Source organism: Rhizobium bangladeshense (assembly GCF_001662075.1).
Lineage (GTDB): Bacteria > Pseudomonadota > Alphaproteobacteria > Rhizobiales > Rhizobiaceae > Rhizobium > Rhizobium bangladeshense_B.
The window spans coordinates 243554-260313 of the sequence record NZ_LYPL01000004.1 but is presented as its reverse complement, the minus strand read 5'-3'; the positions used below and the strand labels follow the sequence as shown (position 1 = coordinate 260313).

At 55.4% G+C, this 16760-nt stretch carries 14 protein-coding genes and 1 pseudogene; 6 read left to right on the top strand and 9 right to left on the bottom strand.

Annotation, left to right across the window (positions count from 1 at the left end; all coding sequences use genetic code 11):
- Positions 1 to 23 precede the first annotated feature (23 nt).
- The 3 genes from nodI to A7X77_RS11115 all read left to right on the top strand — a co-directional run bounded on the left by nodI (position 24) and on the right by A7X77_RS11115 (position 3369).
- Complete coding sequence (gene nodI / locus A7X77_RS11125) at positions 24 to 1052, top strand: nodulation factor ABC transporter ATP-binding protein NodI (protein ID WP_082928174.1); 1029 nt, start codon at positions 24 to 26, stop codon at positions 1050 to 1052.
- Positions 1049 to 1837: an ABC transporter permease gene (locus tag A7X77_RS11120; protein ID WP_064682970.1), complete on the top strand. Its 789-nt coding sequence runs from the start codon at positions 1049 to 1051 to the stop codon at positions 1835 to 1837. The genes nodI and A7X77_RS11120 overlap by 4 nt, the downstream gene beginning before the upstream one ends.
- A gap of 125 nt (positions 1838 to 1962) precedes the next feature.
- Positions 1963 to 3369, top strand: a complete 1407-nt coding sequence (locus tag A7X77_RS11115; RefSeq protein ID WP_064682969.1) for an AdeC/AdeK/OprM family multidrug efflux complex outer membrane factor — start codon at positions 1963 to 1965, stop codon at positions 3367 to 3369.
- A gap of 75 nt (positions 3370 to 3444) precedes the next feature.
- Here the strand turns inward: A7X77_RS11115 and A7X77_RS11110 are convergent.
- The 9 genes and pseudogenes from A7X77_RS11110 to A7X77_RS11065 all read right to left on the bottom strand — a co-directional run bounded on the left by A7X77_RS11110 (position 3445) and on the right by A7X77_RS11065 (position 12103).
- Positions 3445 to 4582: pseudogene (locus A7X77_RS11110) on the bottom strand (IS3 family transposase).
- Between the two features lie 324 nt (positions 4583 to 4906).
- On the bottom strand, positions 4907 to 5119 hold the full coding sequence (gene nifT / locus A7X77_RS11100; RefSeq protein WP_064682968.1) for a putative nitrogen fixation protein NifT: 213 nt from the start codon (positions 5117 to 5119) through the stop codon (positions 4907 to 4909).
- 176 nt (positions 5120 to 5295) lie between these two features.
- Positions 5296 to 5490, bottom strand: a complete 195-nt coding sequence (locus A7X77_RS32205) for a 4Fe-4S binding protein (protein ID WP_082928173.1) — start codon at positions 5488 to 5490, stop codon at positions 5296 to 5298.
- A 33-nt stretch (positions 5491 to 5523) separates the two neighbouring features.
- Positions 5524 to 6996 (bottom strand): nitrogenase cofactor biosynthesis protein NifB, encoded by a 1473-nt coding sequence (gene nifB / locus A7X77_RS11090; RefSeq protein WP_064683089.1) that lies wholly within the window; start codon positions 6994 to 6996, stop codon positions 5524 to 5526.
- 233 nt (positions 6997 to 7229) lie between these two features.
- Positions 7230 to 8315: a nif-specific transcriptional activator NifA gene (gene nifA, locus A7X77_RS11085; protein WP_064682966.1), complete on the bottom strand. Its 1086-nt coding sequence runs from the start codon at positions 8313 to 8315 to the stop codon at positions 7230 to 7232.
- Positions 8316 to 8501: 186 nt separating this feature from the next.
- Positions 8502 to 8798, bottom strand: coding sequence for a ferredoxin family protein (locus tag A7X77_RS11080; RefSeq protein ID WP_003563205.1), 297 nt, complete (start codon positions 8796 to 8798; stop codon positions 8502 to 8504).
- 12 nt (positions 8799 to 8810) lie between these two features.
- Positions 8811 to 10118 carry an FAD-binding protein gene (locus tag A7X77_RS11075; protein WP_064682965.1) on the bottom strand — a complete coding sequence of 436 codons (1308 nt, stop codon included), beginning with the start codon at positions 10116 to 10118 and terminating at the stop codon, positions 8811 to 8813.
- 10 nt (positions 10119 to 10128) lie between these two features.
- Positions 10129 to 11238 (bottom strand): electron transfer flavoprotein subunit alpha/FixB family protein, encoded by a 1110-nt coding sequence (locus tag A7X77_RS11070; protein WP_064682964.1) that lies wholly within the window; start codon positions 11236 to 11238, stop codon positions 10129 to 10131.
- Positions 11239 to 11254: 16 nt separating this feature from the next.
- Complete coding sequence (locus A7X77_RS11065; RefSeq protein WP_064682963.1) at positions 11255 to 12103, bottom strand: electron transfer flavoprotein subunit beta/FixA family protein; 849 nt, start codon at positions 12101 to 12103, stop codon at positions 11255 to 11257.
- Between the two features lie 555 nt (positions 12104 to 12658).
- Here A7X77_RS11065 and nifH point away from each other — a divergent pair.
- The 3 genes from nifH (at position 12659) to nifK (ending at position 16757) form a co-directional block, all read left to right on the top strand.
- Positions 12659 to 13546, top strand: a complete 888-nt coding sequence (gene nifH, locus A7X77_RS11060; RefSeq protein ID WP_064682962.1) for a nitrogenase iron protein — start codon at positions 12659 to 12661, stop codon at positions 13544 to 13546.
- 90 nt (positions 13547 to 13636) lie between these two features.
- Positions 13637 to 15148 carry a nitrogenase molybdenum-iron protein alpha chain gene (gene nifD / locus A7X77_RS11055; RefSeq protein ID WP_064682961.1) on the top strand — a complete coding sequence of 504 codons (1512 nt, stop codon included), beginning with the start codon at positions 13637 to 13639 and terminating at the stop codon, positions 15146 to 15148.
- A 76-nt stretch (positions 15149 to 15224) separates the two neighbouring features.
- Entirely contained in the window at positions 15225 to 16757 is a 1533-nt protein-coding gene (nifK, locus tag A7X77_RS11050) for a nitrogenase molybdenum-iron protein subunit beta (protein ID WP_064682960.1), read from the top strand.
- The last annotated feature ends 3 nt before the right edge of the window (positions 16758 to 16760 follow it).

Genomic DNA, 16760 nt, shown 5'->3' with positions numbered 1-16760 from the left:
ATCTTGCAAACCTTAGGAACCACATGAACGGTCAATCGGATCTACAGGCAGCTGTGGCTGAGACACTCCGCCGCCGAAGCAACCTACCGTGCATTTCGATTTCAGAAGCACTCGCTCCCCAAGTAGGAGCAATATCTTCTATTGCGATCGAGCTCGTCGGCGTTAGCAAATCATATCGTGGGAAGGCCGTAGTTGACGGATTGTCTTTCAGCATTGGGTCAGGAGAGTGCTTTGGCCTATTAGGCCCAAACGGCGCCGGAAAAAGCACGATCAGCCGTATGATTCTAGGAATGACGTCGCCAGATGCGGGCAACATTTCGGTGCTCGGAGTGCAAGTACCCCGGCAGGCTCGCTCGGCGCGCGCCCGTATCGGTGTCGTTTCTCAGTTCGATAATCTCGACATGGAGTTCACGGTTCGGGAAAACCTGTTTGTCTACGGCCGGTACTTCCGCATGAAAGCCAGGGAGATCGAAGCGATCGTGCCCTCGCTGCTGGAATTTGCGCGCCTCGAGAGCAAGGCAGATACTCGGGTGGCCGATCTTTCTGGAGGCATGAAGCGGCGCCTATCATTGGCGCGCGCGCTGATCAATGACCCGCAGATCCTCATACTAGATGAACCGACCACCGGTCTCGACCCGCACGCACGCCACCTGATCTGGGAGCGCTTGCGATCGCTGTTGGCGCAAGGCAAGACGATCCTTTTGACGACCCACATCATGGAAGAGGCAGAACGCTTATGTGACCGGCTGTGCGTGCTCGAAGGTGGAGTTAAGATAGCCGAAGGCCGCCCCTTTGACCTGATAAAGGAGCAGATCGGCTGCCCCGTCATCGAGATCTATGGCGGAGACCCGCAGGAGCTTAGCCTTTTGATCAAGCCAAACGCACGGCGCATCGAAATCAGCGGCGAGACACTGTTCTGTTACACCCCCGACCCAGAACAAGTTCGGGCGCAACTCCGCGGACACTGGGGTCTGCGCCTCCTGGAGCGGCCGCCAAACCTAGAGGACGTCTTCTTGCGGTTAACCGGACGCGAGATGGGGAAGTACCAATGAGTGGAGATAGCGTAACGGCATTGCCGGGCGGCAGCTTGAACTGGATTGCTGTCTGGCGTCGAAATTATCTTGCATGGAAGAAGGCGGCGCTGGCGTCGCTTCTGGGTCATTTGGCCGAACCCTTGATCTACCTGTTTGGCCTTGGCGCTGGTTTGGGCGTGATGGTGGGCCGCGTTGGTGGCGTTTCCTATACTGCTTTCTTGGCAGCTGGAATGGTCGCGACAAGTGCGATGACGGCTGCAACGTTTGAGACGATTTACGCAGCTTTCGGCCGGATGGAGGGTCAGCGCACTTGGGAGGCGATGCTCTACACACAGCTGAGGCTAGGCGATATCGTTCTCGGTGAGATGGCCTGGGCGGCGACGAAGGCCGCTCTGGCGGGTGCCGGCATAGGCGTGGTCGCCGCCGCTCTAGGATACACGCAGTGGCTGTCGCTGCTGTATGCGCTTCCGGTCATCGCGCTGACGGGTTTGGCCTTTGCAAGCCTTGGGATGGTCGTCACCGCCCTTGCTCCGAGCTATGATTATTTCATCTTTTATCAGACGCTTGTTATCACACCTATATTGTTCCTCTCAGGTGCCGTCTTTCCAGTCGATCAACTACCCATTGTCTTCCAGACGGCGGCGCGATTTCTTCCTCTGTCGCATTCGATCGACCTCATACGTCCGATAATGCTCGGTCACCCCGTGGTGGATGTCTGCCTGCACGTCGGCGCACTTTGCAGCTACATCGTCATCCCATTCTTTTTATCGACAGCCTTGCTGCGACGTCGCCTGTTGCGCTGACGCTCATTGGTGGAGCGCATCCCGACGGAAGATCAATGCTTTGGTCTGTATGGTCAGACAAGCCTTTGCTTTCACTCGGCGCGGTAGCTCCCGGCAACGGCTGATAAGTTTCGATAAGGTTAGGGATGCAATTTATCCGCTACACGACACCATTTTTTTCGCTGCTGCTCTCGGGATGCGTGGTAGGTCCCAATTATGTGCCACCTGAAATGCCGCTACCTGCGAAATTCAGCGAGGGTGGAGTCACCTCAAACGGCGACGTCACTGTGGCCGCTTGGTGGGCCGCATTCAATGATCCAATGCTCACCTCTTACGTGGAACAAGGCATAAGCCAAAATTTGGATGTCCAGCAGGCGATCGAAAGGATTAATTCGGCGGCTGCTAATCTCACGATAGCTGGAGCCAGCGCACTTCCAGATCTCACGTTGAGTGGCTCTAATACGGTAAGCGGGCAAAAGGGTAAACTCCGCAAGCAGACTTACACTAGCAATACCTCGACTGGTGAGTTGTCGCTATCATGGCTTCTCGACCTCTTTGGCGTCTACAAGCGGAATACTGAGAGCGCGGAGGCCGCCCTCGATGCGGAGTACGCGTCAGTAGATATGGCGAAACTCGCCTTCATAAACGATATTATCTCAAGTTATGTTGACGCTCGTTATTACCAGCGGCGTCTGGCGCTTTCGCAGGCTAACCTTAAATCAAGAAGGGAGACTTTTGAGCTCACGAAGTCTAAGTTTGACGCAGGAGCCGTGGCTCGCATGGATGTTGTGCGCGCGGAGGGGCTGGTGCAATCGACGCTGGCTGAAATTCCTAGCCTTGAGGCTAAATTTCGCATCTCAGCCCATCGGATAGCGACGTTGCTTGGTAAACCCGCCGGTTCCATGGTCGAGGAGATTGCAAAAGGTTCAAATCAGCCCGCGTTTCGCGAGGATGTAAATGTTGGCATCCCTGCAGATATCATTCGAAATCGACCGGACATTCGAAAAGCCGAGCGCGATCTTGCTGACAGCACTGCGCAGATCGGGGTGGCGGAAGCGAAACTGTTTCCATCTATTACGCTTTCCGGCTCTATTTCGCCATCTTTCGGCAAGAACGAACGCGGGGTCTATGGGAATCTCACACCATGGTCATTTGGGCCTAGCTTGAACCTTCCCATTCTAGACGGGGGAGGTCTGCGTGCAAATGTAGAAGTAGCCAAATCCAAAGTGACGATTTCCTACTTGAACTGGAAATCCGCTGTGCTCAAGGCCGTCGAGCAAGTTGAAAATGCGCTAGTAGCTATGCATCGTGACGCGCGTACTGTGCAAGCTTTGAAGGCAGCGGTTGAAACTGCGGAAGAAACTTTGAAGCTATCAACCTCGTCTTACAAGGATGGAGCGACTTCGCTTCTCGACTTGCTGGAAGACCAGAGGTCCCTCTCGATTGCACAAGCCAGTCTCGCCACAGCCATACAGCAGTGGGCGAAAGAATATGTCGCCCTCAATAGTGCCATCGGGGGCGGATACAGCCCTGTAGCAAAGGCACGCTTTTAAGAAATATGTTCGATAGAGATGGCTCGGTTTGTCTGAACAGTTTGGGGCGTTTCGCTAAGTGGATTTCCGCCTCGATTATGCCGCCACCATCATTGGTTCCAGCGCGTTGAAGTAGGCCTGATCCGGGGTCTGCCGGTCAAGGGATGAATGTGGGCGTCGGCTATTGTAAAAGGTCAGATATCGGCCAATGCCGATGCGGGCCTCGGACACGGTCTTGTAGGCGTGGAGGTAGACTTCCTCGTATTTGATCGACCGCCAGAGCCGTTCGACGAACACGTTGTCCCGCCACGCACCCTTGCCATCCATCGAGATGGCGATTTCCGCCTTCTTCAGCACCGCCGTGAAGTCGACAGAGGTAAACTGCGATCCCTGGTCCGTATTGAAGATGTCGGGTTTGCCATAACGGGCCAGAGCTTCCTCGACTGCTTCGATACAGAATGCCGCTTCCATCGTGATCGACAGCCGCCATGAGAGCACGCGGCGACTGAACCAATCGACGACGGCGCAGAGATAGACAAAGCCGCGTGCCATCGGAATATATGTCAGGTCCATTGCCCACACCTGGTTGGATCGGGTGACCGCCAACTTGCGCAGAAGATAGGGATAGATTTTGTGCCCAGGCGCTGGTTTGGAGGTGTTCGGCCGACGGCAAATCGCTTCGATGCCCATCTTCTTCATCAGCGTGGCGATGTGCAGCCGCCGGTTTCCAGCCCTTCTCCTCTCAAAAGCCCCTGCAACATACGACTTCCGGCAAATGGGTAATCCAGATGCAGCTCGTCGATCCGCCGCATCAAGGCCAGATCGCCGTCGGACACTGGACGCGGTAGATAATAGACGCTTCCACGGCTGAAGCCGAGAAGCTTCGCCTGGCGTGCGACCGACGATTTGTGCTCGCGGTCGATCATTTCTTTCCGCCCAGCAATCCCGCCTTGCCGAGCGCACCGGATAAAAAATCGTTCTCCAGTGTCAGTTCGCCGATCTTGGCATGAAGCGTTTTGACATCGACGGTTGGACCGGCCGGTTCGGCCTTGGTTTCATCGCCAAAAACGCCTGTCGCCCCCTCAAGGAGCTGGTCTTTCCATTGCTTGATCTGGTTGGCGTGCACGTCAAACTGCTGGGACAACTCCACCAGCGTCTGCTCACCTCGGATGGCGGCAAGTGCCACCTTCGCCTTGAAAGCCGGGCTATGGTTCCGGCGCGGTCGTCTTGTCATGATTTCTCCTGTTCCCGGCATCTAAGCCGAAGTCAGGCAGAAATTCCACTTATCCTAGCTGCAGATTTCCCGAGCCAGCTCTGATTGCATAATGCTTGACTTCAGAAGCTCATTGTCGGCGGCTGGTGAAATTGGGTGTAACCATGTCGAATAGTGGTTTGTTACACCGGGAAATGCCAGCTCCTGCTCGGCCGACGGGGAACTTCATTCTTCCAAACTGTATGCGAGTTAGCGACGACCAGCCGGGGAGCAGACCTAAACGTTTGGCGCAGCCTATTTCGTCACCAAGTCAGTCGCGCAAACCCCTAAGTTCGGCGTGCCGCGTCAGTCCTGATCGGATTGTCTCTTTGCCTCGACTGTAATCGGTAAACGGGTGCTCTGCGCTAATTCGGGGAGGGCGAGCAGCCATCCATTCCTCACCAACACAAACCCGCCCCAGAAGTCTTCATTCTCCACCGCGACAACGGGCTCCTCGACATCCTTTTTGGACATATAGATCGACAAGCCGGCCCCACTTCTCCGGATCATTGCTTTCATTTACTGTACCTCGTTTTACACACGTGAAATTTGCTCCATTTCGCACCGGTTGGAACCGACGATGCTACAACGCTCAACCACCTCATTGTTGCAGGGGTTGCTGTCGGGGAGGATGCCCGCCTGCGCCAAAATGCTTTCGCAGGCGAGCCCTTTTTGCTTTCGTTTAGTACGGCTACTCAGGCAGGAACGCAGGTATTCGGCATGGGACAAATGGCTCTGCATTTGGGCGCGTCAAACTCAATCCTGCACTCGGTGCATACTTTTGGATCGACCACGAACCTGTCAGTTTTGAAACTGATTGCGCCTGAGGGGCACTCAAATTCGCATGCGCCGCATTGGGTGCATTGTGAGGCGATGATTTTGAAGGCCATGATTCAGCTCCTCTGGTTTAATTAAAGTGTGTTTCAAGTCGCAGCTGCTAAAGCTTCATCGTGAAGCATCGCGCTATAGAGCGAGTCGATTGCCTGCTCGATGTAGGAGCCGCCATATGCGCCTGTTGCTCGAATACCTCGGCGTGCAAGCGTATTCTTAGGGCTATTGCCGATCTGAGAACAGATCAGCAAATCTAAGCCTTCGAGCGCATTGATGATACTGTTGAGAGTAGCCTTCTCCCACCATCCACCAAGGCAGTACGGGTCGATCTTCAGGTGACCTATCAATCCGATGCCTTTTTGACAGACTGAGAAAATCTGCATTTCCTGCGCATGACCGAAATGTTCATTGACCCGGCCTCCACCTTTGGTGGTTACAGCTATAAGGAGAAGTTCGTCAGATGGAGCTGAGACCGGTGTGGCCTCGTCCCTCGCATCCAACGTTTGGCCGCGTCGCTCGCGCTCGATCAACTTGCGATAGGCTTGGCGCTTGCCGCTGTCGTAGGTCGCTTCAGCTGGGAGTTGGGAAATCGTGAATTCGTGTGCGCGATCATCACTGAGCAAACCGACTGCATCCGCACGGCACTGGCGGCAATGGCGCATCACCTTCGTGTTGCCTTCAACCCGGTCCCGAAGCGCATTTACCTCGAAAGGTGCAGGGCAACGCTGACCGTTCAGACCATAGACAGTACCATGTGAAGGCTCTGAGATCAGGGGCATCACGTTGTGCATGAACGCGCCCCTGTCCTTGACCCACCTGTTAACCTCGATGAGATGCTCGTCGTTGACGCCCGGGATCATCACCGAATTGACTTTGGTGAGGATGCCCCGTTCTGTCAGCATTTCGAGCCCCAGCATTTGCCTCTCATGAAGGATTCTGGACGCGTCGATGCCGTTGTAGCGGCGGCCGTCATAGAATATCCAGGGGTAGATCTTGGTCCCGATCTTCGGATCTACCATGTTGATGGTGATCGTCACGTGCCCGACATTCATGTCGACAAGCTCGTCGACGTGTTCAGGAAGTGCGAGACCATTGGTCGAGATGCAAAGCTTGACGTCAGGGATTTCCCGGGCGATCGGCATGAGCGTCGCCTTTGTTTTCCTCCAATCGTAGCAGGCATCGCCTGGCCCGGCGATGCCGACCACTGAAAGCTGCGGCACTTCGTTTGCCACCGCAATGGTCCTGCGCAGCGCCTGGTCGGGAGTGAGCCTATGTGATGCTACTCCTGGTCTGCTTTCGTTTGCGCAGTCGTATTTTCGATTACAGTAATTGCATTGGATGTTGCAGGCTGGTGCGACCGCGAGATGCATCCGCGCGAAATAAAGATGCGCCTCCCGCGAGAAGCACGGGTGGTCTTTGATCTTTTCACGGATCGCTGGATCCATAGCATCCGGCTCTGAACTGCCACGGGACGAAGGTGCATAGTCACCGAACGTTGTTGCCTCCGACACGCGTGCGGCAGGTGCTGCGTTGGTGATCCTACACTTACTCATCCCTCTGGACATTACGAACTCCAATGACACTTGAAAGCTCAGTTCCGCGAGCAAGAGCGATGCCAGTCTGAGAAAGGTCACCCTGCCAGCCTGATACGCTCTTCGTTGTCCGTTTTAGACCTCTTTGCTACAGGCTTTCGTTGGAGACACGACATGGCCACTTGGCAGACCTTGTCGGCTGGGGGAAACTGTGCGTTTGTGGGGCGCGAACTGGCGGACCAGGTCTGCGCCAACGTTCTCCTTGGCTAAAAGAGTTTTCGTTCGATCCCGTGCCGGCGCAGAGAGTAACCGACCTGTCGCGGCGTACGACCAAGGAGCCGCGCAGCCTTAGCCTGATTCCCTCCGGCCGTCGCCATCGCCTGTTCCAACAGTTCTCTGCCGATCAGACCTGAGTGTCCCATTACCGCTTCGGCCGCGAAGACGGCGGCATCACGCGGCTGTCCCATTGATACGGTTTCACCTCGAGCGAGCCCATGAACTGCGCTCTTGCCACTTCGCTCGGCAACCGCCTTTTTGAGGAGCGGGGAATAGCATCGGCCCTGTTCACAGGCGAGATCTTGATGAACGATGACGTCCGAACGGGCGAGAGTTGCGGTCCTCTGTACGCAGTTTTGCAGCTCACGAATATTGCCCGGGAACTCGCATTTCGACAGGATATCGAGCGCCGAGGGTGCGAATCTCAACGAACAACCGTTCTCCCTGTTGAAACGCTGCAGGAATTCATGAGCCAAACGCGGGATGTCACCCTCGCGTTGCCTGAGTGGTGGCAAAGTGATCGGTACGACATTGATCCGGTAATATAGGTCGGCTCTGAATTCTCCCGCCGCCACGGCCGTTTCAAGATCCTTATTCGTCGCGCATACCAACCTGACGTTGACTTTCAATGTTCTCGTCCCACCGACACGCTCAAGTTCGCCTTCCTGCAAGACGCGCAGCAACTTGGCCTGAAACTCGGCCGAGATTTCTCCTATTTCGTCGAGCAGTAAAGTTCCACCGTGCGCCAGCTCGAACCGACCTTCTTTCTGAGAGGTAGCGCCGGTGAAGGCGCCTTTCTCGTGACCGAACAGTTCCGATTCCAAAACGCCTGCCGACAGCGCAGCGCAATTCAACTTTACGAAGGGCTTTTCGCGGCGCGACGAGGAATCGTGTATCAGCTTTGCAAAGAATTCTTTGCCCGTGCCGCTCTCACCTCGCAACAGCACAGGCGAGTTGCTCCTCGCGACAATCTGGGCGATTTCAAAAACCTCCTTGAGTGCGGCACTCTCGCCGACAATTTCAGCACCCGACCGCACTGCAGTTTTGGGCACCTTCTCATCATCTGATCCAGCCACGAGACTACTCCATTTCAGCGCTTCGGGCGCTCGGGACCGTTCCTGGAACGCCCCCGCGCTACATATTGGACTTCGAAGGCCAAGGAAAATTACAAATTGGTAGGGCGCTCCACCAGCCAGTTCGTCATAGTTTGCTTACCTATGGTGGGGTTCAGAACGGCCGAATCGACTTACAGAAGAAGCTGTTCATCCAAACTTGAAGAGAACGCCGAACCCACCTCGTGGATACGTCCACTCAATGTCGCCGTCGGGTCCGCATAATACGTTGCATGTTCCGCATTCCAAGCAGCCATCGGAAACGATGATCACTTGACGTCTGTCGTTCAGCTGGTAGCATTTCGCCGGACACACTTGCGTCAAGGCGATTAGGTTTGGGGTTGGAAACAGGTGTTTCCTGACCGATATGTGTGGGCGGCCCGGGTCCACCAGATATCGGTTCTGGTAAAGCTTGTCCTCAACTCGCCGTTTAACGATGGCCTTCATCTGGATCTCCTTTTAGCGCCACGCGCGGGCGAGCCGGACTGCATCTGAAATTAATCCCCACCGGGATCGTGCTTTCAAGAAGGCGGCAGACATGGCCTTTCCTTTGTCGATTTTTGAAGTCCCATCGACACGGACAAAATTTTGCGCAGCTTTAGATATTAACTTTGGATATGAAACAAACAAACTCTGGCTGTTGGCATGGAGAAACCTTGGCATCTCTTTATGCTTCATCAGATCTTTGATGACAAAGGATGAGTCGAGCATGCTCTTGTACAAAGCCAAGTTGCTTTGCACCATCGAGCCGCCGAGATGCTTTACGTCGGCGATCGCCTGACCCGCCAGGTAACCTGACGTCATTGCGAGGTTTGATCCCTCCCGATGTGCGGTATTGTTCAACTGGGCCGCGTCTCCAACAACGACCCACCCATTGCCGAAGAGCTGTGGGATAGCCGTAAAACCGCCTTCGGGAATGAGATGCGCAGCATATTCCTTCACTTCAGACCCGGCGATCAACGGCCGGATCGAAGGATGGTGCTTGAAGGCTTCAAGAATGTCGTATGGCCTTTCCATGGCTGCAGCCAAACCGGAAACGAGGCAGCCTATCCCAATCGAGATGGACTCCTTGTTCGTATACAGAAAACCAAGCCCCGGGACTCCCCGCGAAACTGTCCCACCTGCCTCGATCACACAGCCTTCGTCTGCAGTCAGGCCAAAGCGTTCTGTGATAACGTCCTCCGGTAGGAAATGCATCTCTTTCACGGCAAGTGCGACGCTGTCCGGCGTGGGAGTTTTGCGCAAACGTCCTCGTTTTCCCAGGAAGCCGTTCACCCCCTCAGCAAGCACCACGACGTCGGCGAGAATGGACCCGCCGGGGCGGTCGGTGCATACGCCTGTCACGTTGCCGCTCGAATCCTGCATAAGTCCTGTGGCCAATGTCTCGCAGAGAACGGTGCATCCTGCCTCACGCACCTTGGCCGAGAACCATCTATCGAATTGAGCACGGATGATCGTGTATCTGTTTGGCCGCCGTTCGTTAAACTCATCCGACCGATAGTGAATTCCGGTGTGCGACGCGCCGTCCATGATCCAGAAGCGCTGCTCGACCAGATGCCGTTCAAGAGGCGCGTCTTCGCGGAAGTCCGGAATGATCTTCTCCAGCGCGTCGGCGTACAGTATCGCTCCTTGGACGTTCTTCGAACCCGGGTACTCGCCGCGTTCCAACTGCAGAACTTTCAGACCACGCATGGCCATCGCATAAGCAGCCGCGTTACCCGACATGCCTGCCCCGACGACGATCGCATCGAATTTCTCGTTCTTCATCAGCCGCACCTCAGTTTACTTGCATCGATTGGTTATGCGGCGCTAGTCGCCTGGTGAACGCCGCGGTCAGTGCCGGCAGAAGACCGACCGCATCAGCCACAACCGCGACATGGGCGAAATCGAAGATCGGGGCGTTGCCGTCGATGTTGATGGCAACGATCAAATCAGCCCCTTCGACGCCAACCCTATGTTGGACCGCCCCTGATATTCCAGCCGCAAGATAAAGTTTGGGCCGGATAGTCTGGCCCGTTTGGCCAATCTGCCGATCAACCTCCATCCAACCTTTTTGAACCAAAGGTCGGGAGCAGCCGAATTCACCGCCAATCGTCCTCGCTAGAACCATCACATGCTCTAGATTCTCGGCGGTGCCAATACCAATCCCGCCGGCTACCACGATGTCGGCATAGGCGAGGTTGATTTTCTCTGATCGCCCATCCGGAAGGAAGCCGAGAACCTTTGTGACAATCTCTTCCTCAATCATCATCAGGTCATGGCGAACGATAGGTCCACTCGTATTGGTCACTCTATTGGGGGTCGCCATGACCCGGGGACGCACCGTCGCCATTTGCGGGCGACAGTTGAGAGTGTAGATCGTGCAGAGCAGCGAGCCGCCAAATGTCGGCCGCGTGGCTGCGAGCGAGCCGTCTGCATCGACATCCAATTCGGTGCAGTCGGCCGTAAGCCCTGTTTCCAAGGTAGTTGCCACAGAACCGGCGAGGTCTCGCCCAAGCGAGGTGGCGCCAAGCAGCAGAATTTCCGGCTTGTGAAGGATGACCAGGTCTGAGAGAGCTTTGGTGAAGGGCTCGTTTCGGTAGTCCGATAGCAGCGGTGACTCGACCACATAGGCGAGATCGGCCCCGTAAGCGAACGCCTCTGCAATGGCAGACCGACTTCCCAGGCCTTCGGTTCCAATGACCACTCCCGCCAGTTGAACGCTCAGCTTATCGGCAAGCTTGCGCCCTTCACCGAGCAGTTCAATAGACACGGGGTGCACTTGACCTCGCTCCAGCTCGATGAAAACCCAAACGTGCCGATTGTCGCGGAAGTGTTTGGGCAATTCCTTCTTCGCGCTGGCGCGACTGAGGATTGGAGGCTGACTTTCAGCTTCGTGGGCTTCCATTTATGCTCCTTGTTTCTCACGTGAGCCCATTCGGTCGAAAGCTCGCTTCCAATGCTGGCTGGTGCTCGAAAATTGATGCGATTATTTCGTCAGACGGCGGACCGCACGCGTCATCGTTTACTTCGATTTGGATTGCTTTTTCGGCCCGTGGGGTGGGGGCGAATACGCGCTTGACGACAGTCGGCGATCCTCTCAAGCCGCAGTTAGCTATCTCCACAATACCGGCGTCCGCGGCACGCCATGTCGGTATTTTCGTGCGTGCGGCACGTAACGCGTCAGCGACGGAGCCGCGACGGATGGCGTTGACGCCGTCAAGGACACTGATCAAGCACGGCAGTCGGCTCTTCAGCATTTGTGTGCCGCCTTCCGAACGGCGCTCCACCGTGATCTCTCGGGCGTGAAGATCGACTGAAACAATTTTCGTTACGTAGGTCAGTTGTTGCAGTTCGAGACGCCTGGCAATTCCCGGCCCAACCTGCGCAGTATCGCCATCGATCGTCTGCTTGCCAGTAAACACGATTTCAGGCGCATCGCGGAGACCAAGGTTCGTTATAGCTCGCGAGATAGCAAATGAAGTTGCCAAGGTGTCTGCCCCCGCAAAGTGACGGTCGCTCAGGAGTACCGCTTGATCTGCGCCGTATGCCAGAGCTTTCTCCAGCGCTTGTTTTGCCATCGGCGGACCCATGGTAAGCACAGTGACTTTACCCCCGTACCGATCACGCAGTTCAAGAGCTTCTTCCAAGGCGAAAAGATCGTAAGGATTGATGATTGTCGGCACGCCTTGGCGCATGATCGTGTTCGTAACCGGATGAACCCGGATCTGTGCGGAGTCAGGCACTTGCTTTATGCAGACCACGATATTCATGCTGTCTTTGGCTCCAACCGGATGTAGCTTTTGTATCTCGGTCGGTCCTAGCACTCGTCGTGCCAGGCCCATTGATCGACGTTTAACTTGCGTGTTTCGCGCGAGCCGGGTTGGCTAGTGGTTCACAGTGCAACAGCTTTGTCAGGTTTGCGACACGGGTGGATGCATGCGCTTGGCAGGGGTCTTTGACCGCAAACGAATTGCTAGATTTGAGCGCCGCGCCGCTGTCCAATTACCAGCATTTGCATCAAGTGCGGCTCATTCGGCCAAGATGTGCGTGCGCCTTGGCGCTTAGACTCTGCTCTCTCTTCAGGAACATCACGACATACGTGCGACATTGTCGTCAACTTTGTCGGCTTCGTGACACTCCTTATAATTCTTTGGTTCGGTATTTTATCCCTCTAAGTGCTTGCGGCAGCACCAACTTCCGTTTTGCCCCACCAATCAGCTGAATTGGCACGGCGCTTGAAAATTGTTCCCGGGCTGCGACGGAACCAGCCGCGTCCGATGTCGCGGCATCACCTCGGTCGGTTCGAACACGAAAAGGAAGTAATTATGGCTGCTCTGCGTCAGATCGCGTTTTACGGAAAGGGAGGCATTGGCAAATCCACTACATCCCAGAATACGCTCGCCGCCCTTGTCGAACTTGGGCAGAAAATCCTCATCGTCGGCTGCGACCCAAAGGCTGATTCGACACGATTGATCCTGAATTCCAAAGCGCAGGGCACGGTTCTCGATCTAGCCGCAACGAAAGGTTCTGTCGAAGATCTGGAACTCGGCGATGTGCTCAAAACTGGCTACGGCGGCATCAAATGTGTGGAGTCGGGCGGCCCTGAACCCGGCGTCGGCTGCGCCGGGCGAGGCGTCATCACATCGATAAACTTCCTGGAAGAAAACGGCGCCTATGACGATGTCGACTACGTCTCCTATGACGTGCTCGGAGACGTGGTGTGCGGAGGCTTTGCTATGCCCATCCGCGAGAACAAGGCTCAGGAAATTTACATCGTCATGTCCGGTGAGATGATGGCCCTGTATGCTGCAAACAACATCGCGAGAGGCATCCTCAAATATGCCAGCGCCGGAAGCGTGCGGCTGGGCGGCCTGATCTGTAATGAGCGGCAGACCGATCGAGAATTAGACCTGGCTGAAGCGCTGGCCGCCAAACTCAATTCGAAGCTTATTCACTTCGTGCCGCGCGACAACATTGTCCAGCACGCGGAGCTTAGAAAGATGACCGTGATCCAATACGCGCCACGCTCCAAACAGGCGGCGGAATATCGATGGTTGGCTGAGAAGATTCACTCCAATTCGGGAAAGGGCACTATCCCTACTCCTATCACCATGGAGGAACTGGAGGACATGCTGCTCGACTTCGGTATCATGAAGTCGGACGAGCAGATGCTCGAAGAACTTCTCACGAAGGAGGGGCAGGCGACATCCTAAAGACGGGCGGAGCTGTAAGCACCGCGTTGATCGACAAACCATGCCTCCTTGTCGGGGCTCCATGCGAACCTTCGAGAGAGGAAAGGCCCTATGAGCCTCGACTACGAGAACGACGGTGATTTCAACGCAAGGCTTATAGATGCGGTACTCTCGCAATATCCGGACAAGACAGCCAAGCGCCGCAAAAAGCACCTCGGCGTCGCGAAGGGCAGAGAGGCGGCCGAGGGGGGGTCCGATGGGCTTTGCGAGACCGGGGTGAAATCCAACATCAAGTCTATTCCGGGCGTGATGACCGTACGCGGCTGCGCTTATGCCGGCTCGAAGGGTGTCGTGTGGGGGCCGATCAAAGATATGGTCCATATATCGCATGGGCCTGTCGGTTGTGGGCACTATTCCTGGTCGCAACGCCGCAACTATTACGTCGGTCTGACGGGTGTCGACGCCTTTGTTACCATGCAATTCACGTCTGACTTTCAAGAAAAGGATATTGTTTTTGGTGGCGACAAAAAGCTCGAGAAGCTCATCGATGAAGTCGAGGAATTGTTTCCACTGAATAACGGTGTCAGCTTGCAGTCCGAGTGTCCAATCGGATTGATCGGAGACGATATTGAAGCTGTGGCGCGCAAGAAGGCCAAGGAGCACAACAAAACGATCGTGCCGGTGCGATGCGAAGGGTTTCGTGGCGTGTCGCAATCGCTTGGCCATCATATCGCCAATGACGCGATACGCGACTGGGTTTTCGATAAGAAGGACACCTACTTCGAACCCAGCTTTTTCGACGTGAACGTCATAGGTGACTACAATATCGGCGGCGATGCGTGGGCTTCGCGCATTCTGCTGGAGGAGATGGGGTTGCGGGTGGTCGGCAACTGGTCGGGAGATGCCACACTCGCGGAGGTGGAGCGAGCGCCAAAAGCCACGCTCAACCTTATTCACTGCTACCGGTCCATGAATTACATCGCTCGGCATATGGAGGAAAAGTACGGCATTCCCTGGATGGAGTACAACTTTTTTGGCCCTTCCCAGATCGAAGCCTCTTTACGCAATATCGCCGCGTTTTTCGGGCCGGAGACCCAAGATAAAGCCGAAGCACTCATCACCAGATATCAACCTCTCGTCCAGGCGGTGACGGATAAGTACCGTCCGCGCCTTGATGGCAAAACTGTGATGCTCTACGTCGGCGGATTGCGTCCCCGCCATGTCATCACCGCCTATGAGGATCTTGGAATGGAGATCGTTGGTACGGGCTACGAGTTTGGCCATGGCGACGATTACGAGCGCACCGGCCACTATGTCAAAAAAGGTACGCTTATTTACGATGATGTGACCGGCTACGAGCTCGAGAACTTCATCGAGGCAATTCGTCCGGACCTCGTAGGCTCGGGCATTAAGGAAAAATACCCGGTTCAAAAAATGGGCATACCGTTCCGCCAGATGCATTCTTGGGATTATTCGGGTCCGTATCACGGTTATGACGGCTTCGCCATCTTTGCCAGAGACATGGATCTTGCCATCAACAATCCGATCTGGGGCCTCTACGACGCGCCATGGAAAGAAACGCACTGCAGCCATGCCTGCAGTTGCAGCGGACAAGACGAATAGTCTTCGCGGAGCGAAGATGTAAGAAGCCGCCCAAGGTCCACGCAGCCGCATTCGCGGCAAAAAAAGGATGAAAACTATGCCGCAATCGGCCGAGAATGTTCTCGATCATGCTCCTCTGTTCTGCGAGCCGGAATACAGGAAAATGTTCGCCCGTAAGAAGTTGAAGTTCGAATGTCCGCATCCGGATAAGGTCGTCTCTGCTCAAAGCGAATTCACCGAGACATGGGAATATCGAGAAAAGAACCTGGCCCGCGAAGCCCTTGTGGTAAACCCCGCGAAGGCTTGCCAGCCGCTGGGCGCCGTTTTCGCAGCGGCTGGTTTCGAGCGGACGATGTCATTTGTCCACGGCAGTCAAGGCTGCGTCGCGTACTACCGCTCGCACCTGTCCCGCCATTTCAAGGAACCGTCGTCTGCAGTTTCATCTTCGATGACAGAGGACGCGGCTGTGTTTGGCGGCTTGAAGAATATGATCGACGGGCTCGCCAACACCTATAAGCTTTACGATCCCAAGATGATTGCGGTCTCGACGACTTGCATGGCCGAGGTCATTGGGGATGATCTTCACGGCTTCATTGAAAATGCCAAAAATGAAGGCTCCGTTCCGGTCGATTTCGACGTGCCCTTCGCCCATACCCCAGCCTTCGTCGGCAGCCATATCGATGGCTACGACAGCATGGTCAAAGGCATTCTCGAAAATTTCTGGAAGAGCACTGAACGCGTGCCGACGCCAGCACTCGTCAACATTATTCCAGGCTTCGATGGCTTCTGCGTCGGCAATAATCGAGAAATCAAGCGCCTGCTCGACACGATGGGAGTGACCTACGTTTTCATCCAAGACGCCTCGGACCAGTTCGACACACCTTCCGACGGCGAGTACCGCATGTATGACGGAGGGACAACGATCGAGGACGTGAAGGCAGCCAAACATGCGGAGGCGACAATATCGCTGCAGCACTACAATACGCGCAAGACGTTGGACTATTGTCGCGAACTTGGTCAGACGACTGCCTCGTTCCACTACCCGCTGGGCATTGGGGGCACGGACGAATTCGTGATGAAGATATCCGAGCTTTCCAAGAGGGAAATTCCCGAATGTATCGAACGTGATCGGGGTCGATTGATCGATGCCGTAGCCGATAGTCAATCCTGGTTGCATGGGAAGAAATACGGAATCTACGGCGACCCGGACTTCGTCTACTCAATGGCGCGCTTCGTCATGGAAACCGGTGGCCATCCTACACATTGCCTTGCCACCAACGGCACCGCAGCCTGGGAAGCGGAGATGAAGGAATTGCTCGCGTCCTCTCCCTTCGGCGGAGGTGCGCAGGTGTGGGCTGGCAAAGACCTCTGGGCAATGCGCTCGCTTCTTTTGACGGAACCAGTGGATCTGCTGATCGGCAATTCCTATGGCAAGTATCTCGAGCGTGACACCGACACGCCACTGGTTCGGCTTACGTTTCCGATTTTCGACCGCCATCATCATCATCGCTTTCCTCTCATGGGCTACCAAGGCGGATTGCGTCTTCTGACGGTCATTCTCGACAAGATCTTCGACGAGCTTGATCAGGAGACCATGTGGGAGGGCGTTTCGTACGACCTCACGCGCTAAATG